This is a genomic window from Flaviramulus aquimarinus (genome assembly GCF_039543205.1).
Taxonomy (GTDB): domain Bacteria; phylum Bacteroidota; class Bacteroidia; order Flavobacteriales; family Flavobacteriaceae; genus Flaviramulus_B; species Flaviramulus_B aquimarinus.
In genome coordinates, this window is record NZ_BAABJH010000001.1 from 653872 (window position 1) to 673974 (window position 20103).

The 20103-nt window shown below is 31.2% G+C and carries 15 protein-coding genes; 7 read left to right on the top strand and 8 right to left on the bottom strand.

The genetic code is table 11. The annotated features are described in order from the left end of the window. Nucleotide 1 precedes the first annotated feature (1 nt). Nucleotides 2–2224 carry a M1 family metallopeptidase gene (locus ABD941_RS02935; RefSeq protein WP_345272535.1) on the top strand — a complete coding sequence of 741 codons (2223 nt, stop codon included), beginning with the start codon at nt 2–4 and terminating at the stop codon, nt 2222–2224. 510 nt (nt 2225–2734) lie between these two features. On the opposite strand, the gene ABD941_RS02940 is transcribed toward ABD941_RS02935, so the two are convergent. After that, nucleotides 2735–3715 carry a PLP-dependent cysteine synthase family protein gene (locus ABD941_RS02940; protein ID WP_345272537.1) on the bottom strand — a complete coding sequence of 327 codons (981 nt, stop codon included), beginning with the start codon at nt 3713–3715 and terminating at the stop codon, nt 2735–2737. Between the two features lie 90 nt (nt 3716–3805). Beyond that, the gene (locus ABD941_RS02945) at nt 3806–5041 is read right to left on the bottom strand and encodes an ABC transporter permease (protein ID WP_345272538.1); all 1236 of its coding nucleotides are present in this window, start codon (nt 5039–5041) and stop codon (nt 3806–3808) included. Between the two features lie 8 nt (nt 5042–5049). On the opposite strand from ABD941_RS02945, the gene ABD941_RS02950 reads away from it, so the two are divergent. After that, the gene (locus tag ABD941_RS02950) at nt 5050–6333 is read left to right on the top strand and encodes an exo-beta-N-acetylmuramidase NamZ family protein (RefSeq protein WP_345272539.1); all 1284 of its coding nucleotides are present in this window, start codon (nt 5050–5052) and stop codon (nt 6331–6333) included. Nucleotides 6334–6344: 11 nt separating this feature from the next. Here the strand turns inward: ABD941_RS02950 and ABD941_RS02955 are convergent, their stop codons facing one another. Both ABD941_RS02955 and ABD941_RS02960 read right to left on the bottom strand, forming a co-directional pair. Then, on the bottom strand, nt 6345–7160 hold the full coding sequence (locus ABD941_RS02955; RefSeq protein WP_345272540.1) for a sterol desaturase family protein: 816 nt from the start codon (nt 7158–7160) through the stop codon (nt 6345–6347). Between the two features lie 28 nt (nt 7161–7188). After that, nucleotides 7189–7680 carry a YkgJ family cysteine cluster protein gene (locus ABD941_RS02960; protein WP_345272542.1) on the bottom strand — a complete coding sequence of 164 codons (492 nt, stop codon included), beginning with the start codon at nt 7678–7680 and terminating at the stop codon, nt 7189–7191. Nucleotides 7681–7772: 92 nt separating this feature from the next. On the opposite strand from ABD941_RS02960, the gene ABD941_RS02965 reads away from it, so the two are divergent. After that, nucleotides 7773–8474, top strand: a complete 702-nt coding sequence (locus ABD941_RS02965) for a class I SAM-dependent methyltransferase (protein ID WP_345272543.1) — start codon at nt 7773–7775, stop codon at nt 8472–8474. A 159-nt stretch (nt 8475–8633) separates the two neighbouring features. On the opposite strand, the gene ABD941_RS02970 is transcribed toward ABD941_RS02965, so the two are convergent. Both ABD941_RS02970 and ABD941_RS02975 read right to left on the bottom strand, forming a co-directional pair. After that, on the bottom strand, nt 8634–10373 hold the full coding sequence (locus tag ABD941_RS02970) for a porin family protein (protein WP_345272544.1): 1740 nt from the start codon (nt 10371–10373) through the stop codon (nt 8634–8636). 160 nt (nt 10374–10533) lie between these two features. Beyond that, entirely contained in the window at nt 10534–13572 is a 3039-nt protein-coding gene (locus ABD941_RS02975; protein WP_345272545.1) for a tetratricopeptide repeat protein, read from the bottom strand. A gap of 286 nt (nt 13573–13858) precedes the next feature. Here ABD941_RS02975 and ABD941_RS02980 point away from each other — a divergent pair, with 286 nt between their 5' ends. The 4 genes from ABD941_RS02980 to ABD941_RS02995 all read left to right on the top strand — a co-directional run bounded on the left by ABD941_RS02980 (nt 13859) and on the right by ABD941_RS02995 (nt 17488). Next, complete coding sequence (locus tag ABD941_RS02980) at nt 13859–14542, top strand: cell division ATP-binding protein FtsE (protein WP_345272547.1); 684 nt, start codon at nt 13859–13861, stop codon at nt 14540–14542. 110 nt (nt 14543–14652) lie between these two features. Next, complete coding sequence (locus ABD941_RS02985) at nt 14653–15624, top strand: class I SAM-dependent methyltransferase (RefSeq protein ID WP_345272548.1); 972 nt, start codon at nt 14653–14655, stop codon at nt 15622–15624. 28 nt (nt 15625–15652) lie between these two features. Continuing rightward, nucleotides 15653–16546, top strand: coding sequence for a glycosyltransferase family 2 protein (locus ABD941_RS02990; RefSeq protein WP_345272549.1), 894 nt, complete (start codon nt 15653–15655; stop codon nt 16544–16546). Continuing rightward, complete coding sequence (locus ABD941_RS02995; RefSeq protein WP_345272551.1) at nt 16547–17488, top strand: glycosyltransferase family 2 protein; 942 nt, start codon at nt 16547–16549, stop codon at nt 17486–17488. A gap of 33 nt (nt 17489–17521) precedes the next feature. Here ABD941_RS02995 and ABD941_RS03000 read toward each other — a convergent pair whose 3' ends face one another. Together ABD941_RS03000 and ABD941_RS03005 are read right to left on the bottom strand one after the other, a co-directional pair. After that, nucleotides 17522–18604 carry a glycosyltransferase gene (locus ABD941_RS03000; protein ID WP_345272552.1) on the bottom strand — a complete coding sequence of 361 codons (1083 nt, stop codon included), beginning with the start codon at nt 18602–18604 and terminating at the stop codon, nt 17522–17524. Beyond that, the gene (locus ABD941_RS03005; protein ID WP_345272554.1) at nt 18601–19959 is read right to left on the bottom strand and encodes a phosphoethanolamine transferase; all 1359 of its coding nucleotides are present in this window, start codon (nt 19957–19959) and stop codon (nt 18601–18603) included. Before ABD941_RS03005 ends, ABD941_RS03000 begins: the two co-directional genes overlap by 4 nt. Between the last annotated feature and the right edge of the window lie 144 nt (nt 19960–20103).

Here is a 20103-nt window from a genome sequence, read left to right on the forward strand (position 1 = left end):
AATGCGACTTCTCCCTTTAGTATTCCTTGTTCTTTTTTCGTTTTCTACCACTTATTCACAAAACCAACCCTGGCAAGGTAAATTTGAACCTATTGATAACATGATTTCTCCACCAAACATTTACCGTTCCGCTAGCGGCGCCCCTGGAAAAGCATATTGGCAACAGCGCGCAGATTATAAAATAAAAGTGGTTTTAAATGAAGTTAACAATACCATTTCTGGAGAAGAAACCATTACCTATTTTAATAATTCCCCTGACGATTTAAGCTATATCTGGATACAACTGGAGCAAAATGTTAATAGAAAGGGCAATGAAGATTTTGGATCTATTAAAAACAGCATGAAAGATTCCATGACGACTCGGCAAATGCAGTTTCTTACCAGAACTATAGATTTTCCAGCTGGTTATTCTATTAAATATGTAAAAGATGCCAGCGGAAACAACATAAAAACAATGGTTAATAACACCATGATGAAGGTGAAATTAAATACCATTCTAAAATCTGGTGAATCTACTACCCTATCCATAGCTTGGTCTTATCCTATTACAGACCGAAGTTTATTTTTATTGTCAAGAGAAGGTTATGAATATTTCCCTGAAGATGACAATACAGTTTATCTTATTGCACATTGGTTTCCAAGAATGGCCGTTTATAATGATACGGAAGGTTGGCAAAATCAGCAATTTCAAAAATTAGGAGAGTTTGCTTTAGAGTTTGGCAATTATGAAGTTGAAATTACGGTACCTGAAGATCATATTGTGGCATCTACAGGTGAACTTCAAAATAGCGAAGCTGTTTTAACCAAAACACAACGTAAAAGAATGGAGGTTGCCAAAGAATCTTTTGATAAGCCTGTAATGATTATTACAAAAGAGGAAGCTGAAGCCAATGAAAAGCAAAAATCCACAAAACAAAAAACGTGGAAATTTCATGCTAAGAATGTTAGGGATTTTGCTTTTGCTTCATCCAGAAAATTCATGTGGGATGCACAAGCCGTTAAACTGCCAACCAATACGGTTATGGCCATGTCATTATACCCTAAAGAAGGCTTACCTGTATGGCAAGAAGAGTCTACGAAGTCTATAATGCATGCACTTGAAGTGTATTCGGAAGCCACTTTTGATTATCCCTATCCTGTTTGTATTTCTGTAAATACTTCAAATATTGGTATGGAATTTCCAATGATAAGTTTTAATGGAGGAAGACCTATTAATGGAAAAATAAGTGATGCTGCAAAGCAAAGTATGATTGGAACTATTATTCATGAAGTTGGTCACAATTGGTTTCCAATGATTGTGAGTTCGGATGAACGCAAATGGATGTGGATGGACGAAGGTTTAAACACCTTTATACATCAAAGAACAGTGGCAGAGCGTTATCCTGAGTTTAATAGCGTAACACCAAAAAGCATAGTCCCTTTTATGAGTGGCGATAAGAGTATTTTACGCCCAGTAATGACTACTTCTGACACTGAATTGTTTTCTCAGTTTGGGGCTAATTTTTATATTAAACCTACTGTAGGATTACAAATGTTGAGAAATTCCATTATTGGTAAAGAGTTGTTCGATGAAGCTTTTAAAGAATATGCCAACCGATGGAAATATAAACATCCTAATCCTGCTGATTTATTTAGAACCTTAGAAGATGCTAGTGCTACTGATTTAGATTGGTTTTATAGAGGTTGGTTTTTTACTACTGATCATGTAGACATGGAATTAAGCAATGTAAAATGGTTTACCGTTTTTGAAGAGAATTCCAATATTGAAGACCAAAGCAAATCCTCCAAAACAAAAATAAAAGCCAATGAAGGAATTGGAAAAGCTAAAGAAAAGGATTTTTCAAATGGCCCAGAAACCATTACTATGACATCTACTCCAGCTGCAGCATATGGTCAGTTTTTATCGCGATTAAATGAACTTGAAATACGCAAACAGTTATCCGGTAAAAATATTTATGAGGTTACTATAAAAAATATTGGTGGTCTTATTATGCCAGTTACTATTGAATGGATTTTTACAGATGGCTCTACAGAAATAGACATCTTACCTGCTCAAATCTGGAGAAGAAATGAATATGAAGTTAAAAAAACATTTATTAAAGATAAAGAAGTTAGTAAGGTAAATTTAGATCCTAATTTTGAATTTGCTGATACAGACATGAAAAATAATAGTTTCCCAAAATTAGAATCGAAATCTGAATTTGATAAGTTTAAAGAACAATAGTATTGTTATTAATAAATAAAATCCATGATATTTTTCATGGATTTTATTTTGACTAAAACAAACTAACTATTTAACTAAACTAAACTAACTATTTTTTCTTACCTCAAAGATAATTCATATAACCCATATATTTTTATTTATATTTTTTATGAAATACATAAATAATATTTATGTATTTTGAAAATTTAAGCCATTCCTGCTAGCTATCATATACCCCAACTATTAAAAAAATTTTAAAAAAATGGACAGGAATACACAAATAGCACTAATGTTCCTCTCCAAAGACAAATTTGGCAGACTGAAATTCTGATTCGTGTTCATATTCCATAACACACAACATTAAGAAATTTTATAAGAGTATTTGGATTATTACGAGTAGCTTGTTAGGATTTAGGTCCCTGATTTGTTTATAATTGATTAAACAAACAGTAAAAATAGTTTAAAAAATGGGTATACCATATTTACCGGCTATGTAGGTTTTAGAAAATAGAGATGATGTACTATAATTTATTAATCATAGTAGCCCATTTTCTTCATCCAGTCATCATTAAACATTTTGGCTACGTAGCGGCTACCATGATCATGAAACAAAACGACAACGACATCTTCTTTTTTGAAATGCGCTTTTAATTGCAATAGACCTTTTACAGCTGCTCCTGCCGAATTGCCTAAAAACATACCTTCTTCTTTTGCTAAACGTTGTGTGTAAATAGCAGCATCTTTATCAGTTACTTTAGTAAACCCATCAATAATTGAAAAATCCACGTTTTCTGGCAAAATATCTTCGCCTATACCTTCTGTAACATAAGGATAGATTTCGTTTTCATCAAAAATACCCGTTTCGTGATATTTTTTAAATACACTTCCATAAGTGTCTATTCCCCAAATTTTAATGTTGGGATTTTGTTCTTTTAAGTATTTCCCAATCCCTGAAATAGTTCCTCCTGTTCCTACTCCTACTACAAAATGAGTAATTTTACCATCGGTTTGTTTCCAAATTTCTGGACCAGTACTTTCGTAATGTGCCTTGGCATTGCTTGGGTTATCATACTGATTAACATACCAAGAATTTGGTGTTTCTGCACCTAATCGTTTTGATACAGAATAATAGGACCGTGGATCTGTAGGATCAACATCTGTTGGACATACGACCACTTCAGCACCAACTGCTCTAAGTATATCCATTTTTTCTTTGGATTGTTTATCGCTAATCACGAAAATACATTTGTATCCTTTTACAATAGCTGCTAAGGCTAAACCCATACCTGTGTTTCCTGAAGTTCCTTCTATGATAGTTCCTCCTGGTTTTAGGCGTCCGTCTGCTTCGGCATCCTCAATCATTTTAAGCGCCATTCTGTCTTTTGTGGAATTGCCAGGGTTAAAGGTTTCGTACTTTGCTAATACTAAACATGGCAATGCTTCGGTTAATTTATTAAGTTTCACCAACGGTGTGTCACCTATTGTTTCTAGTATATTTTTAGCGTATTCCATAGTTTTATTATCAACTTCAAAAATAGTAAAAAGTAATTTGGTTGTAACACAAAAAAGTGATTGATTAAAGCACGCTCTTCATGCTAATGTTTACTGAAACCTAATCGCTTTAACAGGTGATATTTTTGTAATGATGTATGAAGGGACAAGGAGCATAAGCAGACATAGAATTAATGTTCCAACGTTTAGCGCTATAACATATCCTAAACTAATGTAAACAGGGGCTTCGGTAACATAATACACACTGGGATTTAACGGAAATAGTTTAAAATATTTCTGAGTAAATAAAAGCCCTAAACCTAAAACGTTTCCCCAAATCAGACCTAAAACAACAAGGTATGAGGCGTTGTATAAAAAGATTTTACGGATACTCCAATTGTTGCTTCCTAAAGCTTTGAGTATACCTATCATTTGGGTACGCTCCAGAATAAGAACCAATAATGCGGTTATCATGTTTATACCTGCTACGATTATCATGATGCCAATGATTCCATATATATTTTTGTCGAATATCTTAATCCATTCAAAAATAGAACTAAACTTATCGGTAATGGTTTGAGAGTTAAGCGTTGATGGTGTATTCTGATAAATTTCTACTCCTTTTTTATCGAGGTCATTATAATCATCTATAAACACTTCAAAGCTTCCTACTTGATCACTTTCCCATCTATTTATACGTTGTAAATGACGAATATCACCAATCAAATAACTAGCATCAAAATCCTGAAACCCTGAATTGTAAATACCAACAATGTTGTAGGTAATAATGTTAGGCAGTTTTTCTGGATCATCTTTAGCAAATACCATCTGAAATTTATCATTCACCTTAAAATTCAAACGATTAGCCAAATATGATGAAATTAAAACATCCTCATTTCTTTTTTTTGTATAGTCTGGAAGGCGACCTTCTATTAAAAATTCTTTAAAATAATTCCAATTATAATCTGCGCCTACACCTTTTAAATTAACGCCTTCAAAATCTGTTTTGGTACGGATAACTCCAAACTTAGAGGCTACTGCTTGAATATGACTAATTCCTTCAACCGACTTAAACTCTGGATAAAATTCTTGATTCTTTGAAATGGGAAAACCGCTTTCTTGCGAGTTATTACTATCGTAATTTGCAATGGTAACATGCCCATTAAAAGCCACCACTTTGTCGCGTATTTTTTGTTGTAAGCCTATACCGGTTGCAATGGCAATCATCATAACAACAATACCAATGGCAATTGCTGCAATACCAATTTTTATTATTGGTGCCGATATGCTACTTTTATACGCTTTACTACCAATAATGCGTTTAGCTATAAAATACTCGTAATTCAAATTATATCATGGGGTTTAATGTTTTCAAAAATACAGTTTTATTATTTGTTTTGGTAATGATTTCTTGTGGAAGTCAGTCTAGAGAAAAAGACAAAAGACAGATAACGAAAGACCGAAGCGCTTACAGTAAAGATATAAAGGTCCATGCTATTAAGAAAGATAAAGCAATTATTGTCGGTGCTAACCAAACTGAAAATTATTTACCCTTATTGAAAGGAAAACGTGTTGGTATTGTTGCTAATCAAACTTCTGTTATTTTTAGAAAAGACGGAAGAGAGAATACAGAAGACAAGAGATTCACGCATTTAGTAGATTCATTATTATCATTGAAGGTAGACATAAGAAAAGTATTTGCTCCTGAACATGGGTTTAGAGGCAATGCGGATGCGGGTGAACATGTTGAGGATGGTATTGATACCAAAACGAAACTACCTTTAGTTTCCCTACACGGAAAGTATAGGAAACCCATCCCAAAACAATTAGAAAACTTAGATATTGTTCTTTTTGACATTCAAGATGTTGGCGTTCGTTTCTACACCTATATATCAACACTTCATAATGTTATGGAAGCTTGTGCTGAAGCAAGAATTCCTGTTTTAATTTTAGATAGGCCAAACCCCAATGGGTATTATATTGACGGTCCTACTTTAAAAATTGAAAATAAAAGTTTTTTGGGTATGCACCCTATACCGCTTGTGCATGGTATGACTATTGGGGAATATGCCCATATGATAAATGGAGAGCAATGGTTAGCAAATGAACAAAAATGCACAATTACCGTGATTAAAGTTGAAAATTATACACATAATACTTTTTATAGTTTACCTATTAGGCCTTCACCAAACTTGCCCAACGACCAATCTATAAAACTATACCCTAGCTTAGGGCTTTTTGAAGGCACAAATGTCAATGCTGGTCGTGGTACCGAGTTTCAATTTCAGCGTTATGGGGCGCCTTTTTTAGACAAAACAGTTCTTAGCTTTAGTTACACTCCTATTGCTAATTTCGGAGCTAAATATCCAAAACATAAAAATGTTGTTTGCTATGGTGAAGATTTAAAAAGTGAAAACATAAACGGTGTGATGACACTGAAATGGATTATTAAAGCCTATCAAAATTCCACCGACAAATCTTTGTTTTTCAATACAAATAATTTTACAAAACATGCTGGAACTAAAACATTACAGCAACAGATTGAATCTGGTTTATCTGAAAAGGAGATTAAAGCCACTTGGAAAGATGGATTAGAAGGTTTTAAAAAAACACGCCTTAAATATTTACTCTACGACTAAACCTTTGTCTTTTACTTTTGATATTTCTGAAAGGGTTGTTTTAATAATTCTATAATATTTCCATTTTTCTTTTCATCAGGAAATACGTCTACGCCGTACACAATTTTATCGGTATCTAATTCTTTATAAGTACCTAACAATCTGTCCCAAATCGAAAATATATTGCCATAGTTAGAATCTGTATATGGCATAACATAATGGTGGTGTACCTTATGCATATCTGGAGAAACGATAATATAACTTAATAATTTATCAAGCTTTTTTGGCAACTGAATATTCGCATGGTTAAATTGTGTTGCAACCACCGATAGTGACTGATACAGCATGACCAAACCAATTGGAGCCCCAACTACAAAAACACCAAAAAGTGTAAAGAAAAATCGAATGACACTTTCTATGGGGTGATGTCTGTTTGCTGTTGTTGTATCTACCTTATGATCGGTATGATGCACCAAATGTATCATCCATAGTGGCTTTACTTTATGTTCAATCAAATGAGGCAAATATGCTCCAAAAAAGTCTAAGCATATCAATCCTAAAATTCCATAAAACCAAAGAGGCATTTCTGGCAACCAGTTTATAAGACCAAAATTATTTTCTATAACCCAGTCTGCAGTTTTTAATAGCATAAATGCTAACGGCAAATTAACCAGCATAAGGGTAAGGTTAAAAAATAAATTAGGAATGGCATGACGCCATTTTTTATAACTAAACTTATACAAAGGAATCAACCCTTCTATAATCCAAAAAAAGGTTAATCCACTAATTATTATGATAACGCGGTGATGTGACGGAATGTTTTCGAAGTAGTTTAAAAGTATTTCCAATAGAACTGTTTTTGCTTTTTAAAGGTACTTATTTTATTCTTTTTTTCATCTCCTCAATAATGTTAAACGCAGCAGGGCAAATAGCAACATTCTTTAATGTTAAATTTGAAATTTGTTGAAACTTTTTTCTGTCGGTATGCGGAAATTCGCGGCAGGCTTTTGGTCGCACATCATAAATAGAACAATAATTATCTGAACCTAAAAAGGTACATGGCACGCTTTGCAATACATAATCATTATCTTCATCAACTCGTAAATATTGGTTTATGAATTGCTGTGTTTTCATTCTGAAATGTTTAGCTATTCTATCCACGTCTTTATCAGTAAATAAAGGCCCTGTAGTTTTACAGCAATTAGCACAATCTAAACAATCGGTACGTTTAAACTCAGCCTCATGTAAATCTTCCATAAGGTAATCTAAATTCTTAGGTGGTTTCTTTTTAAGCTTTGCAAAGAATTTTTTATTCTCGTTATGCTTATCTTTGGCGAGCTTTGGGAGATTTTTAATGAAGTCTTGCATGCTGCAAAAATAGTATTTTTAATAGGATACTAAAAACTAATTCGGAATCACAAATAGACTCTCTCCTTCGAGGGAATGTTAAAAAGTAATTAATGAAAGACCTTTTCGGAAACGCTTTATTGGATTACCAAAACGGAAACTATTCTGAGGACATTATAACCTCAACCAGTATCTCTGATGATGATGTGCTTCCTCTTCCTTATTTGTTTCGGGATTACAAAGACATGCCAAAATTGGAACAACATGCCTTAAAATTATGCAAAGGCACAGTTCTAGATGTAGGCTGTGGCTCAGGAAGCCATAGTTTATATTTGCAAAAAAAAGGGTTTACCGTTAAGGCAATTGACATTTCAAAAGGGGCTATTGATGTTGCCAAACAACGCGGTGTTTTAAATACTCAAGTCAAAAATATTTTAGATGAAACCGAAAAATTTGATACTATTCTATTATTGATGAATGGTACAGGTATTTTTCAAGAATTAGTTCATGTTTCTAAACACTTAACACATTTAAAAAACTTGCTTATACCTAACGGACAAATTTTAATGGATTCGTCGGATATTAAATACATGTACGATGATGATGATGGTGGTGTTTGGAGGGACACCAACTCTACATATTATGGCGAACTGGACTATTTTTTATCTTATAAAGGTAAAAAAGAAACCCCTATAAAATGGCTGTATTTAGATTTTAAAACCTTAAAATTGGTCAGCGAAACTGTTGGCTTAAAATGTGAATTGGTTATGGAAGGTGAACATTTTGATTATTTGGCAAAGTTAATCCCTCTATAGACAGGAATCTCTTAAATTAAAAGACCTGCTTTAAAATAAATTCTAACTTGCAAAAGGATAATGCCAAGTCTGAAGCACGTTAGAGCTTTCATAATAAGATTTCTGTCTTACTGAAACTGGTTTATGATATGTTTCATAAAATCTCCACTCTCGTGAGTATCAAAAATCAAACTTATAAGTAGCTCCAGCTAGAAACTGAATACTTTGCACTGGAAAACTTTGCCATTTTTGATACCCTTCATCTGCTATATTATTCGCTTTTGCAAATACCGAAAATTGGTCATTTATATGGTACCCTACATGAGCATTCGCATCAAAATAACTATCTAAATTAACATTAGTTGACAAAGCTTCTCCTGGAATAAGTGAACCATCTATGACCAATTGATCTTGGCGTTCGCCTATATAAAACAGATTAGCTCCAGCAAACCAATGTTCGTTAATTTGATAATCTAAAAACAAGGAGCCTTTAACGTCTGGTAAATTCCAAGCTTCAGATTCACTATCTGTAGAATAACTAAAATACTCGGCTTTTAAACCTAATTTAAAGTTTCTATTAACATCAACATTTATTTCTCCTGCAACTCCAAATGTATCGACATCATCATAAACAATTCCAAAAGAATTTCCGTAATCATACTGATTTTCGGGCGACATATTCTTAATGATGTTTGTTTTATAAAGTGCTTTATTTCTATCGGCTAAATAACGTCCACTAATGTTATAACTCATATTGCTTGACAACTTTCCTTTTAAACCAATGTAAGCATTGTATAACTGGTCTGTTGGTACTATAAATAATGTTGGTGATACAAATGGGTTTTCATTTGCAAATCCATAATACGAATTCTGAATTAAATCACCTTGAATACCACCATAAGCAATCAACACATCATTAACCAATCTATAAGTTGCCGTAATGTTTGGATATACATACAATTTATTATCTCCTGATTCTTTATCATTTAAATAATATAATGATGCCCCTAAATTAATGGTTAAATCATCCTGTTTTAATTCATACGTTGGGGAAATACCTATTAGTATATTACCATAATTAAGTTCTTGGTTTATAAAATAACTTCTATCAAAAGTACCTCCTAAATAATCGATTTTAAAATCGGTTGATATTTCTACATCGCTAATAGGCACATCGACTTTAGCCTTTACAATAAACCTATTTTCGCCAGAACCTTGATTATCTCCAAAGCGTCTAAAAAAGAAGCTTCCAGAATTAATATAAGTCTCTTCAAAAGTAATATCGCCTCCAAAATGCGCATCAAAAAAAGAGTGATCTACTTGAATGTTGTTGGCTTGCGCTTGAGCTATTTGAGATTGAGGAACACCATACCAATTATACATTTGGTGCTGAAAACCAGCTTCTACATCCCAAGCTAAATCTCTTAACTTACTGGAATAGTTCAAATTGACTTTTGAGTTAGAAAAATCATCATCAAACGATAGATTTTCTATACCTCCTGCCGATGAATGATGACTTACATAGCCACCAATACTTTCGTTTCTATTAATAGCATGATTTAAATATACTTCTCCTAAAATAGTAGTATATGTCCCAACGCCTAAAGTAGCATAATTATCAAATAATTTTACTGGTGCTCGTTTTTCTACAACGGCAGCTTTTCCTTTTGCCGGTGTAAAGGTTGAAGCTACTGGAAATGAAAAAATATTATAGTTAATTTCCTTTTTAGTTTCTGTAGTTTCATCACCTAAAGCTGGAACTTCCTTAACCTTAAAGGCATCAGAAATAGTTGGCACATAAGGCTTAACAACATCGATAACACCTGTATTTATGGTATCATTTTCTTTTCGTTGGGAAAAACCTAAACTGACACTTAATAAAAGAATGACGATAAATATTAATTTGATTTGCTTACGCATACTAATAGATTTTTGATTTGCGATTTGTAAATGTTGATTGATGAGATGCTTCGACTGCGCTCAGCATGACAATTCTAACTTCTAACTTCTAACTTCTAACTTCTAACTTCTAACTTCTAACTTCTAACTTCTAACTTCTAACTTCTAACTTCTAACAAAACTAATTTTCTGGCTGAATAGATGAATTGGTTTTAGCTTCTTCTCTTTTTATTTTACTAAGCTCTGTTTTTGCTTCTGAAACCACATCATCAAATTCTGGGAAATTCTGAATGACACTTTCTAAAATATAAGTGGCTTGAAAAGCATCATTTAAAGCATAATAATTCTTTGCCATTAGTACTAAACCTTTGGCGCTATAGTATTTATATCCAGAAAAATCTTTAGCTAATTTTTGTACCGATGCATTTGATGCTTCATGCTTATCGTCTTTATTTTTAAAATAGGCGTTATAATATAATGCTTCTGCTGCAGCTTCTCCTGTTGCAACTTTTTCAACTTTAGCAAAGGCTATTTTGGCTTTGGCTTCATCACCAGTTTTTATAGCAGAACGGGCAATGATAATATGAGCATCACTTTTAATTTTATTATCAATTTTTGAACTTTCCAATACCTTTTCCGCATAAGTAACTGCATTATCATAATATTCTAATTGATAATTTGCTTTCATTAAATTGGACTGTGCAAATACAACATTTTGTGGATAGTTTGCTTCTTCCTCTAAACGCTGTAAAATAGGGATGGCTTTATTCCAACTTTTACTTTCTAAGTAATATTGGGATAAACGGGATAATGCTTCTTCGGTAAATTCATTTTGAGAGGCTTCAACAACATATTTATAATGTGGTTGAGCATTTTCAAATAAATCTTTCTTATAATATAATTGTGCTACATAGAAATGTGCTTGTAGGGTATGCAATCCATTTACAAACTGATTTAAGTACCCATTAAACTGCTTTATGGCCTTATCGGTGTTGTTATCTAAATATTGTTTTTCAGCGGCCTCATAAGTTATATTATCTAAATCGGTATCAGTAACCTCTACATAATCCAAAGTTTTCACCCAACTGGCATATTCATTTACACGACCTAAATCAATATAAATTAAACGGGCTGTTGCAACAGCTTGAACGGCTTCTGGTGTTCTAGGATAATTACCTGCTACGGTTTTAAACTTGGTTAAAGCACGCTCATTTTCACTACTATTATAATAAACCAACCCTTGACGCAATAAGGCCTTTGGAACAAACGAACTCATTTTATATTCGTTACTTAACTGATTGTAAGCTTTCATAGCCTTATCGGTTTCATTGGCTTTTACATAGGAATTACCAAGTTCATACAAGGCATCATCACGTAATTTTGATTTTGTGTATTCTGAAATAAACTGCTCTAATGCTTTTGTTTTTTTTGAAGACTGTCCCGTATAACCCATACTAACTGCTTTTTGAAAAGCTGGGTAATCCGACTCAATTTTATTTAGCTTAATAGCTTTTTCGTAAGCTGAAATCGCATTCTGGTATTGGCTAGATACGAAATGACCATCGCCTAAACGCAAATATGCATCATTCAATCGTACCTTATCTTTTGTTTTATTTGAAATGAATTGATTGAAGTATTCTGTTGCTTTTCCATAATTCTTCAATTTAAAATAGGTGTAGGCTAAATTATAATCTATGTTTTCAATTTCTGGTGTTGATGCACCTTCTGTTTGTTGTTCAAATTGTTTGAAACCAATCAGTGCATCATCATAATTGGTTAAATTATAATCCGTTTCTGCTTTCCAAAAGGTTGCCCTAGCTGTATATTTTTGGTCTTGTGATTCTTTTAAGGATGCATCAAAAAGCGTTGCTGCTTCTTGATAATTGCCTTCGTTGTAAAGCTCTAAACCTCTGTAAAACGCTACTTTTTGGTAAGCAACTTTGTTTTCAAAACCCTTTTTGCCTTTTAATAAATTAAGCGCTTCTTTATAGTTTTTGGAAGTAATGTATGAATCGATTAAAAGTGTTTCTATCTCTTCTTTATAGCCTGTGTCTGGATATTTTTCTAAATAATCCGCTAAAACTTGAGGTGCCGATTGATACGGGTTTCCAATTTCATAACTAATCTTAGCATAGTTTAACCAAGCATCTTCTTGAATTTTTAAGTCGAAATTCATTTGCGATGCATTTCGAAACGCATTCAACGCTTCTTGTTTTTTATCTAAATTAATATAACTTTCCCCTAAATGATAATAGGCATTTTGGGCAATGGAATTATTGCCGCTTACTATTTTATTGAATTCTGAAATAGCATTTTCATAATCCTTTTGTTTGTAATGCGCATAGCCCAATTGATAATAATCGGTATTGTTCCATTTGGCTGTTTTTTGCCTTTTTTCTTTTTTGCCTTTGTATGCGGTTAAAAATGGAATGGCTTCTGCATATTTTTCTAAGTTAAAATAGCTTTCGCCTATAACTTTAGAAAGTTCGGACACTTCATTTTCATCAGCAGATTCCAAACGGGCTTTTGCCAGTTTAATAGCTTCTTCAAACTTCCCTAGTTTGAAGTTTAAATCTGCCTGGTAATATGATAACTTTTCTTTGTAACGTTCTTGGTCATTGACCTGATCAAAATATTCGTTGGCTTTATCGTAATCATCACCTTCGTACGCCATAAAACCTATATAATATTTAGCCTGAGAACCAAATTCTGGTGAATTTTCTACGCGACTCAAATACTTCTTAGCATCTTTATATTGTCTGGTTGAAAAGGCCGTATAGCCATTATTAAAGTAGAATTTATCTTTTTCTTTTTTACCTAAAGCATCTTCATCTACTTTATCATACCATTTTCTGGCGTATGCGTATTTGGAATTTTCAAAGTAATAATCGGCAACATCTACAAATGCTGTATTGCGCTTGGTACTTGTTGGGTACACTTTCACAAAGTCTTCAACTAACTGATCGGCATTTTGTTGATTTAATCGTACTGCACAATTGGCGATATAATATGTACAATCTGATAGTAAAATGGTTTCTTTAGCCGTTTTTTTAACAGTACTGAATAGCGACTGAGCCGCTCGATATTGTTGATTATTATAAAGCGAAAGTGCTTTTTGATAATCAACAAGGTTACTGGTATAATTAGCAGATTGTTGTGCTATAACTTGAAAACTAAAACTTATAGCCACAACTAGTGAAACAATATTTTTTTTAGTCATTAACGATTCGTTTTTTAATTTAAGATCAAAGATAAATCAATACGAATCTTATAACGTAATAATCGTGCCATAATTATAAACTGAGTTATTAAATGTCTAAAAAAGACTGAAGACTAAAAGTTTTTATTGCTACTATATTAAAGTTTTTGGTCTTTATGTATCAAAATTGAATATTGAAAAAAACCAATGACTAATATATACTGAAATTATTCTTTTTACGTTTAGTTTTTACTTTCAAGTTTTAAATAATACTTTTACAACTGTCAAAAAAACTCTTATTCATCTTATGTCAAATGCCATTCTAAAATTAAAAGATGCTTCTATTTTTCAAGGGGATAGCCTGGTGCTCTCTGACGTTAATGTAGAAATTAACAAAGGGGATTTTGTATACTTAATTGGAAAAACAGGAACCGGAAAGAGTAGTTTTATGAAAACGCTTTATGGCGATTTACCTTTAACTGAAGGCGAAGGCCATATTGTAGATTTTGATTTAAAAAACCTTAAAGAAAAAGACATTCCATTTTTAAGACGAAAATTGGGAGTGGTTTTTCAAGATTTTAAATTACTTAACGATAGAACTATAAACGACAACTTACTTTTTGTTTTAAAAGCCACAGGCTGGAAAGATAAAACCAAAATGAATACACGTGTTGAAGAAGTTCTTACTAAAGTAGATATGAAAACCAAAGGTTTTAAATATCCGCATGAACTTTCTGGTGGAGAACAACAACGTGTCGCTATTGCTAGAGCACTACTTAATAATCCAGAGCTTATATTAGCCGATGAACCTACTGGTAACTTAGATCCACAAACCAGCGTTGAAGTTATGGAAGTCTTACAAGATATTAACAAAAATGGCAATACCATTTTAATGGCTACTCACGATTATGCTTTATTACTTAAATACCCAAGTAAGACTTTAAAGTGTGATGAGAATGCGGTTTATGAGGTGGTGCAACGGAAAAATTAGATTTTATAATTTTAATTAAGTTTTGCAAATAAATTATTATTCTATCTTGACTTTTTTACTCTAAAAACTAATGTAACTTTGTTATAGGAAAATAATACAATTAAAAATACATGAAAAGAATCATAACTTTAGATGATATTATTGATACCTATTCAAAAATTAGACAAAGAGGCCTTCCATTTATCTCTTCAAAATTCAATTTTAATGCTATAGAAAGAACTAAAAGTGCTTTTAACGAAGTAAACATCCAATCTGCTAATTGGTGGATAATACCAAAAATGCAAAAGAGATGGAACAAATTAATTACAGGAAACGAAGTTACTAACTATGAGGATTTTATAGTTAACAGGTTTTTTAAAAAAAAGAAAAATCTAAAAATGCTTTCTATTGGAAGTGGTATTTGCAACCATGAATTAAAATTTGCGACATATAAAAATTTTGACACCATTTTATGCTTAGATATTTCAGATACGCTTTTAAATAATGCTAAGGATTTAGCTACTGAACAAAACTTAAAAAATATAGCATTCAAAGTCCAAAATATTTATGATTATGACTTTCCTGAAGATCATTATGATATCGTTTTTTTTCATGCATCTCTCCACCATTTTAAAAACATTCAGGAATTAATAGGGACTAAAGTAAAAAGAACTTTAAAGAAGGATGGTAAATTAATAATTGATGAGTTTGTTGGTGCTAATAGGTTACAGTTTCCAAAACATCAATTAAAAGCTATAAACTCAGCATTAAAAATAATTCCAAAGCATTATAGAAAAAGGTATAAACTAAACCTGCATAAAAATAAAGCATATGGCTCTGGTTTGTTAAGAATGAAAATTGCTGATCCTTCTGAATGCATTGAATCTGAAAGTATAATGCCAGTTATAAAAAAGCATTATAAGACTATTTATGAAGCACCCTACGGTGGCAATATTTTGATGACCGCTCTTAAAGATTTATCACATCATTTTGTTCAAATGGATACTGAAAAAGAAGACCTTTTAAATAAATTGTTTGATTTTGAAGATTCGTATCTAAAAACCAATGACAGTGATTTTGTTTTTGGGGTTTATGAAAATTAAAAAGTAAATACCAATTCCTTAATAATCTATGCTAACAGCTTTAATTCCCACATACAATTATGACATCTATCCTCTTGTTGTAGAGCTGGAATCTCAATTACGAAAAGCTAATATTGTTTTTGAAATTTTATGTATTGATGATGGTTCCCTTTCCGATTTGAATAAAGAAAATCAAAAAATAAATGCATTAAAAAATTCTTTATTCATTGAAAACAAAACAAATATTGGCAGAAGTGCTATTAGAAATCTTTTAGCAAAAAAAGCAAAACATGAATGGTTATTATTTTTAGATGCTGACACTCAAATAAGCAACAAAAAATTTATTGAAAATTATATTGATGAAATAAAGCCATCAAATCAAATAGTATATGGTGGGATTTGTTATCAAAAAAACAAACCGAAAAAAAACCAAATGCTTCGTTGGGTTTATGGAAATAAGAGAGAAGCTTTAAACGTAACCCAAAGAAATAAAGATAAATATTTACGCTTTTTAACTTTAAATTTCTTAATTAAAAAGTCCGTTTTTGATCAGGTTAAATTTAATGAAAGCATACCAAATTCAAGACATGAAGACACTTTATTTGCTTATGATTTAAAAAGGTCAGAAATAAATATTCTACATATAAACAATCCTGTTTACCATATGGGTATTGAAACAAGTAAACTGTTTATTAAAAAATCTTTAGAGTCTGTTGATTCTATAGTACACCTAACCAACAACAACCTTATACCAAAAAAGCATATTAAAATAATGAAGGTTTATGATTTTTTAAAAAAAACATTTCTAAACAGTTTTCTCATATATATATACGTAAAGCATAATTCCTTCTTCGAAAAAAACTTACTTTCATCAAGACCTTCCTTATTAGTATTTGACTTGTATCGTTTGTCTTATCTTTGCCTTATTAATAAAAGAAAATAAATGCCCTTTTTTTCCGTAGTTATCCCTTTATATAATAAAGAAAAATATATTGAAAACACTTTAAAAAGTGTTTTCAATCAAACTTTTCGAAACTTTGAAATTGTTGTGATTGATGATGGATCTACTGATAAGAGCTTAGAGATCGCAAAACAAAACCTTAAAGCCTTTGAAAATTATAAAATAATAATTCAAAAGAACAAAGGACTATCGGCTACTAGGAATATTGGAGTTTCAAATGCCAAAGGAGACGTTATAGCTTTTTTAGATGCTGATGATTTTTGGCATACTGATTTTTTAAAGCGTATCTATAATTTATATTTGGAATTTCCTGAAGCTTCGCTTTTCGGGACAAGCTACTTTTTAAAATATAGTGATAAAGTAGTCTTAGAAATTACAAAAAACATTGATGCAAAATTAAATAACAAATCATTGTTAATAACAGACTTTTTTGAATCAAATTTATATCACCCCATTGCTTGTCAAAGTAGTATTGCCATTAAAAAGTTAGTTTTTGAAGATATAATATTTGATGAAAGTATTAATTATTCTGAAGATATTGACTTTTATATTAAAAGTAATCTTAATTATAAATTTGCCTACTTTAATAGTCCATTGGTAACCATATTATTGAACATTCCAGATCAAATAACCCGTTCTGGAATTAAGGGCAAAACAATTCCTGACCTCAATAAATATGAAAAATACTGTATAAACAATGTATCATTAAAAAAGTATCTCGACTTCTACAGATACACTTTTTTAATTCAATATAAGCTTTGTAACGACTCTAAAAACTATAAATCAATTCTTGAAAAAATAGATATAAATAATTTAACCTTTAAGCAGAAATTTTTAATAAAATGTCCCGTAATTATTTTAAAACTTGTTAAATGGTTAAAAAAACAACTACTAAAATATAATATTCAATACACCTCTTTTTAAATACGTATACCTTTATTAATAGTAGTTCGAATCTTATAAAACAGATTCCCAATAGGTCATCATTTCTTTTCCAGTAAACTTCCCTGTAGTATCACTAGTTGTATTTTTTATAAGTAAACTATACAACGTCTGGTCTTCTTGCAGTAAATCAATGCTCTTCTCCAATTCTTTAAAATCTTGGTCTTTTACCAAAAGTCCATTTTCTTTATGGATTATCAATTCTGATGGACCTGATTTACAGTTAAATGAAACTACTGGTTTTCCTAATGCAATAGCTTCAAGAATAACTAAGGGCATACCTTCATACTTGCTACAAAGCACTAAAAATTTACACTGCTTAATATAATCGTAAGGGTTAGGTACAAAACCTAATAATTTGACATAAGATTGCAAATTATTGGCCTCAATCAATTTTTCGAGTTTTAACCGATCTGGACCATCACCCAAAATAATTAAAGGAATTCCTTTTTTGAATGTTTTTGTGTTTTTATAACTTAATATAAGTTTATCAAATTGTTTAACAGGATTATTCAATCTACCTATGGCTAGTACAGCATTGCTTGAAATATTTTCTGGTGGAAGCTTAGATGTCATAAGCAAATCCTTATTCACAAAATTTGGAATATACTTCACATTACAAAATGGATGATATGATTTAAGCTCAGATACAATATCTTTAGATACGGCTACAATGGCCTTAACGTTGCTATAGACCTTTTTAAAAATTGTTCCTTTGGGTATATGATAAGCAATATTATAATGTTGAATACTCATTATCATCTTCTTAGATTCAAATATAAAAAGATGAAGTAGTGCTTCCATAACAAACCTATCTCGCATCCTAAAATCCACATAAAGATCGGCATTAACCGTTTTATAATACTTTCTAAATAGCACTACTTTTTTTATTTGCTTTACCCACTTTATTCGCGGCTCGTTTAAGCCTAAATTATATAATTTTCCAGTAAACTTATAGGTAATATCATTTCTGAGCGATATAATTGATACCTTATAATTGTTTTTCTCTAATAGAAATGAAAATGATGCAGCCACTTTTTCTGCTCCACCACCGCAAAAACAATCAACTATGATACAAATATGTTTTTTTTGACTCATTTAAAGAATGTTTCATAATTTTTACCTTCTAAAATAAGGCGTTTTCTTTTTACAAAATAAGAACTAAAAACACTTCTTGTGCTATCTATAAATGTACTTTTAAGTCCTGAAATATGAGCTATACTATGCCATAAATCGTCTGTCATATACTTTCTGTTTTCATCATAAAAGTAATCTTTTGGATATGCAAACTGATTGCTGTACCACATAACCAATGGTATTTTAAAAGTATTTTTAGTTGGTCTATCTTCTAAGTGGCCATAAAAATTTTCATCTTGAAATACTTCCTCACCATGATCTGAAAAATACATGAGATAACTATTTGTATTTTTCTTTTTTATCTTTTGCAATACATCATTAACAATAAAATCTGAATACCTTATAGCATTATCGTAGCTATTAATTTTTTTAAAAGCCGTGTCATCATTAAATTGTGTTTGTGGTTTATCATTAAAAATATTAAACGCATTTGGATACCTGTTTTCATATGAAAAATGAGCTCCTATTAGGTGCAAAAAAATAATTTTATGAGGCGCTTTATCATTTAATGCTTCATCAACTTTATTTAACAATTCTCCGTCATGCTTTAAATTATTCATTACGGCTTCCTTAGAATTGAAGAATTTTGACTGTGCTTGATCTGCTACTCTTGCTAAAGCACTACTTGGATTAAATGCTGGACTGTGATTAGATATCCAAAAAGTTTTAAATCCTGATTTATTAAAAAAAGTAGTAATTGGTAAGGCCAAAACTTTTTTTGGGTTTTCATAATTACCAAGAGTTAATGCTTTACTTAAAGAATGAAATGTAGATGTACTCGGACTTATTACATTTTTGTATACGCTTAAACTATCCTTATTCTTATACAAAAGTGGTGTTGTTTCCCTATAATAACCATATAATTGCATATGAGCCGACGTAACCGATTCTCCAATAAGTACAATAAATGTATTATTTAAATTGCTATTTATATTTTTAGATAGATTCGTGTTTGAGTCAATTTCAGCATTAAAATCATCAATATACTGTGTGTCTTTATAATTTAATATCAATGAACGGGAAACCAAATAAGGTAAGTTATGATCTACTAATTTAGTTAGCTTAAATCCCAATAAAAAAAGAAAGACGATAGTTCCCAACTTAAATAAATTATATCGTCTAAATTGATATTTTGGTATAAAATTTACAAGGCTATTTGTAATCGATTTTAATTTTAATAAAGGAATAAAAAACAATATCGTAGCAATCACAAAGTGTGCATTCGTATATTCTTTTACAAACTCTGTTATCTCATCAGGGTTAGTATTTAAAAAAACAAAAAAAGAAGATGGCCCAAAATGTATTTTAAAATTCAAATACATTATTGTTTCAAACCAGAACATAAAGCAAGTAAAGATTACAAGAAGTCCATAAAACACTCGTTTTAAAGCATTATTATTTATAAGGCTAACTATAAAAGCTATTAATACAGTAAAAAATAAGTTTTCAATGATATTTAA

Coding starts and splice junctions, on each gene's coding strand:
- ABD941_RS02950 (WP_345272539.1), top strand. CDS start 5,050: ATGGGGTTTAATGTTTTCAAAAATACAGTTTTATTATTTGTTTTGGTA.
- ABD941_RS03000 (WP_345272552.1), bottom strand. CDS start 18,604: ATGAGTCAAAAAAAACATATTTGTATCATAGTTGATTGTTTTTGCGGT.
- ABD941_RS02935 (WP_345272535.1), top strand. CDS start 2: ATGCGACTTCTCCCTTTAGTATTCCTTGTTCTTTTTTCGTTTTCTACC.
- ABD941_RS02960 (WP_345272542.1), bottom strand. CDS start 7,680: ATGCAAGACTTCATTAAAAATCTCCCAAAGCTCGCCAAAGATAAGCAT.
- ABD941_RS02985 (WP_345272548.1), top strand. CDS start 14,653: ATGAAAAGAATCATAACTTTAGATGATATTATTGATACCTATTCAAAA.
- ABD941_RS02965 (WP_345272543.1), top strand. CDS start 7,773: ATGAAAGACCTTTTCGGAAACGCTTTATTGGATTACCAAAACGGAAAC.
- ABD941_RS02995 (WP_345272551.1), top strand. CDS start 16,547: ATGCCCTTTTTTTCCGTAGTTATCCCTTTATATAATAAAGAAAAATAT.
- ABD941_RS02975 (WP_345272545.1), bottom strand. CDS start 13,572: ATGACTAAAAAAAATATTGTTTCACTAGTTGTGGCTATAAGTTTTAGT.
- ABD941_RS02990 (WP_345272549.1), top strand. CDS start 15,653: ATGCTAACAGCTTTAATTCCCACATACAATTATGACATCTATCCTCTT.
- ABD941_RS02970 (WP_345272544.1), bottom strand. CDS start 10,373: ATGCGTAAGCAAATCAAATTAATATTTATCGTCATTCTTTTATTAAGT.
- ABD941_RS02980 (WP_345272547.1), top strand. CDS start 13,859: ATGTCAAATGCCATTCTAAAATTAAAAGATGCTTCTATTTTTCAAGGG.
- ABD941_RS02940 (WP_345272537.1), bottom strand. CDS start 3,715: ATGGAATACGCTAAAAATATACTAGAAACAATAGGTGACACACCGTTG.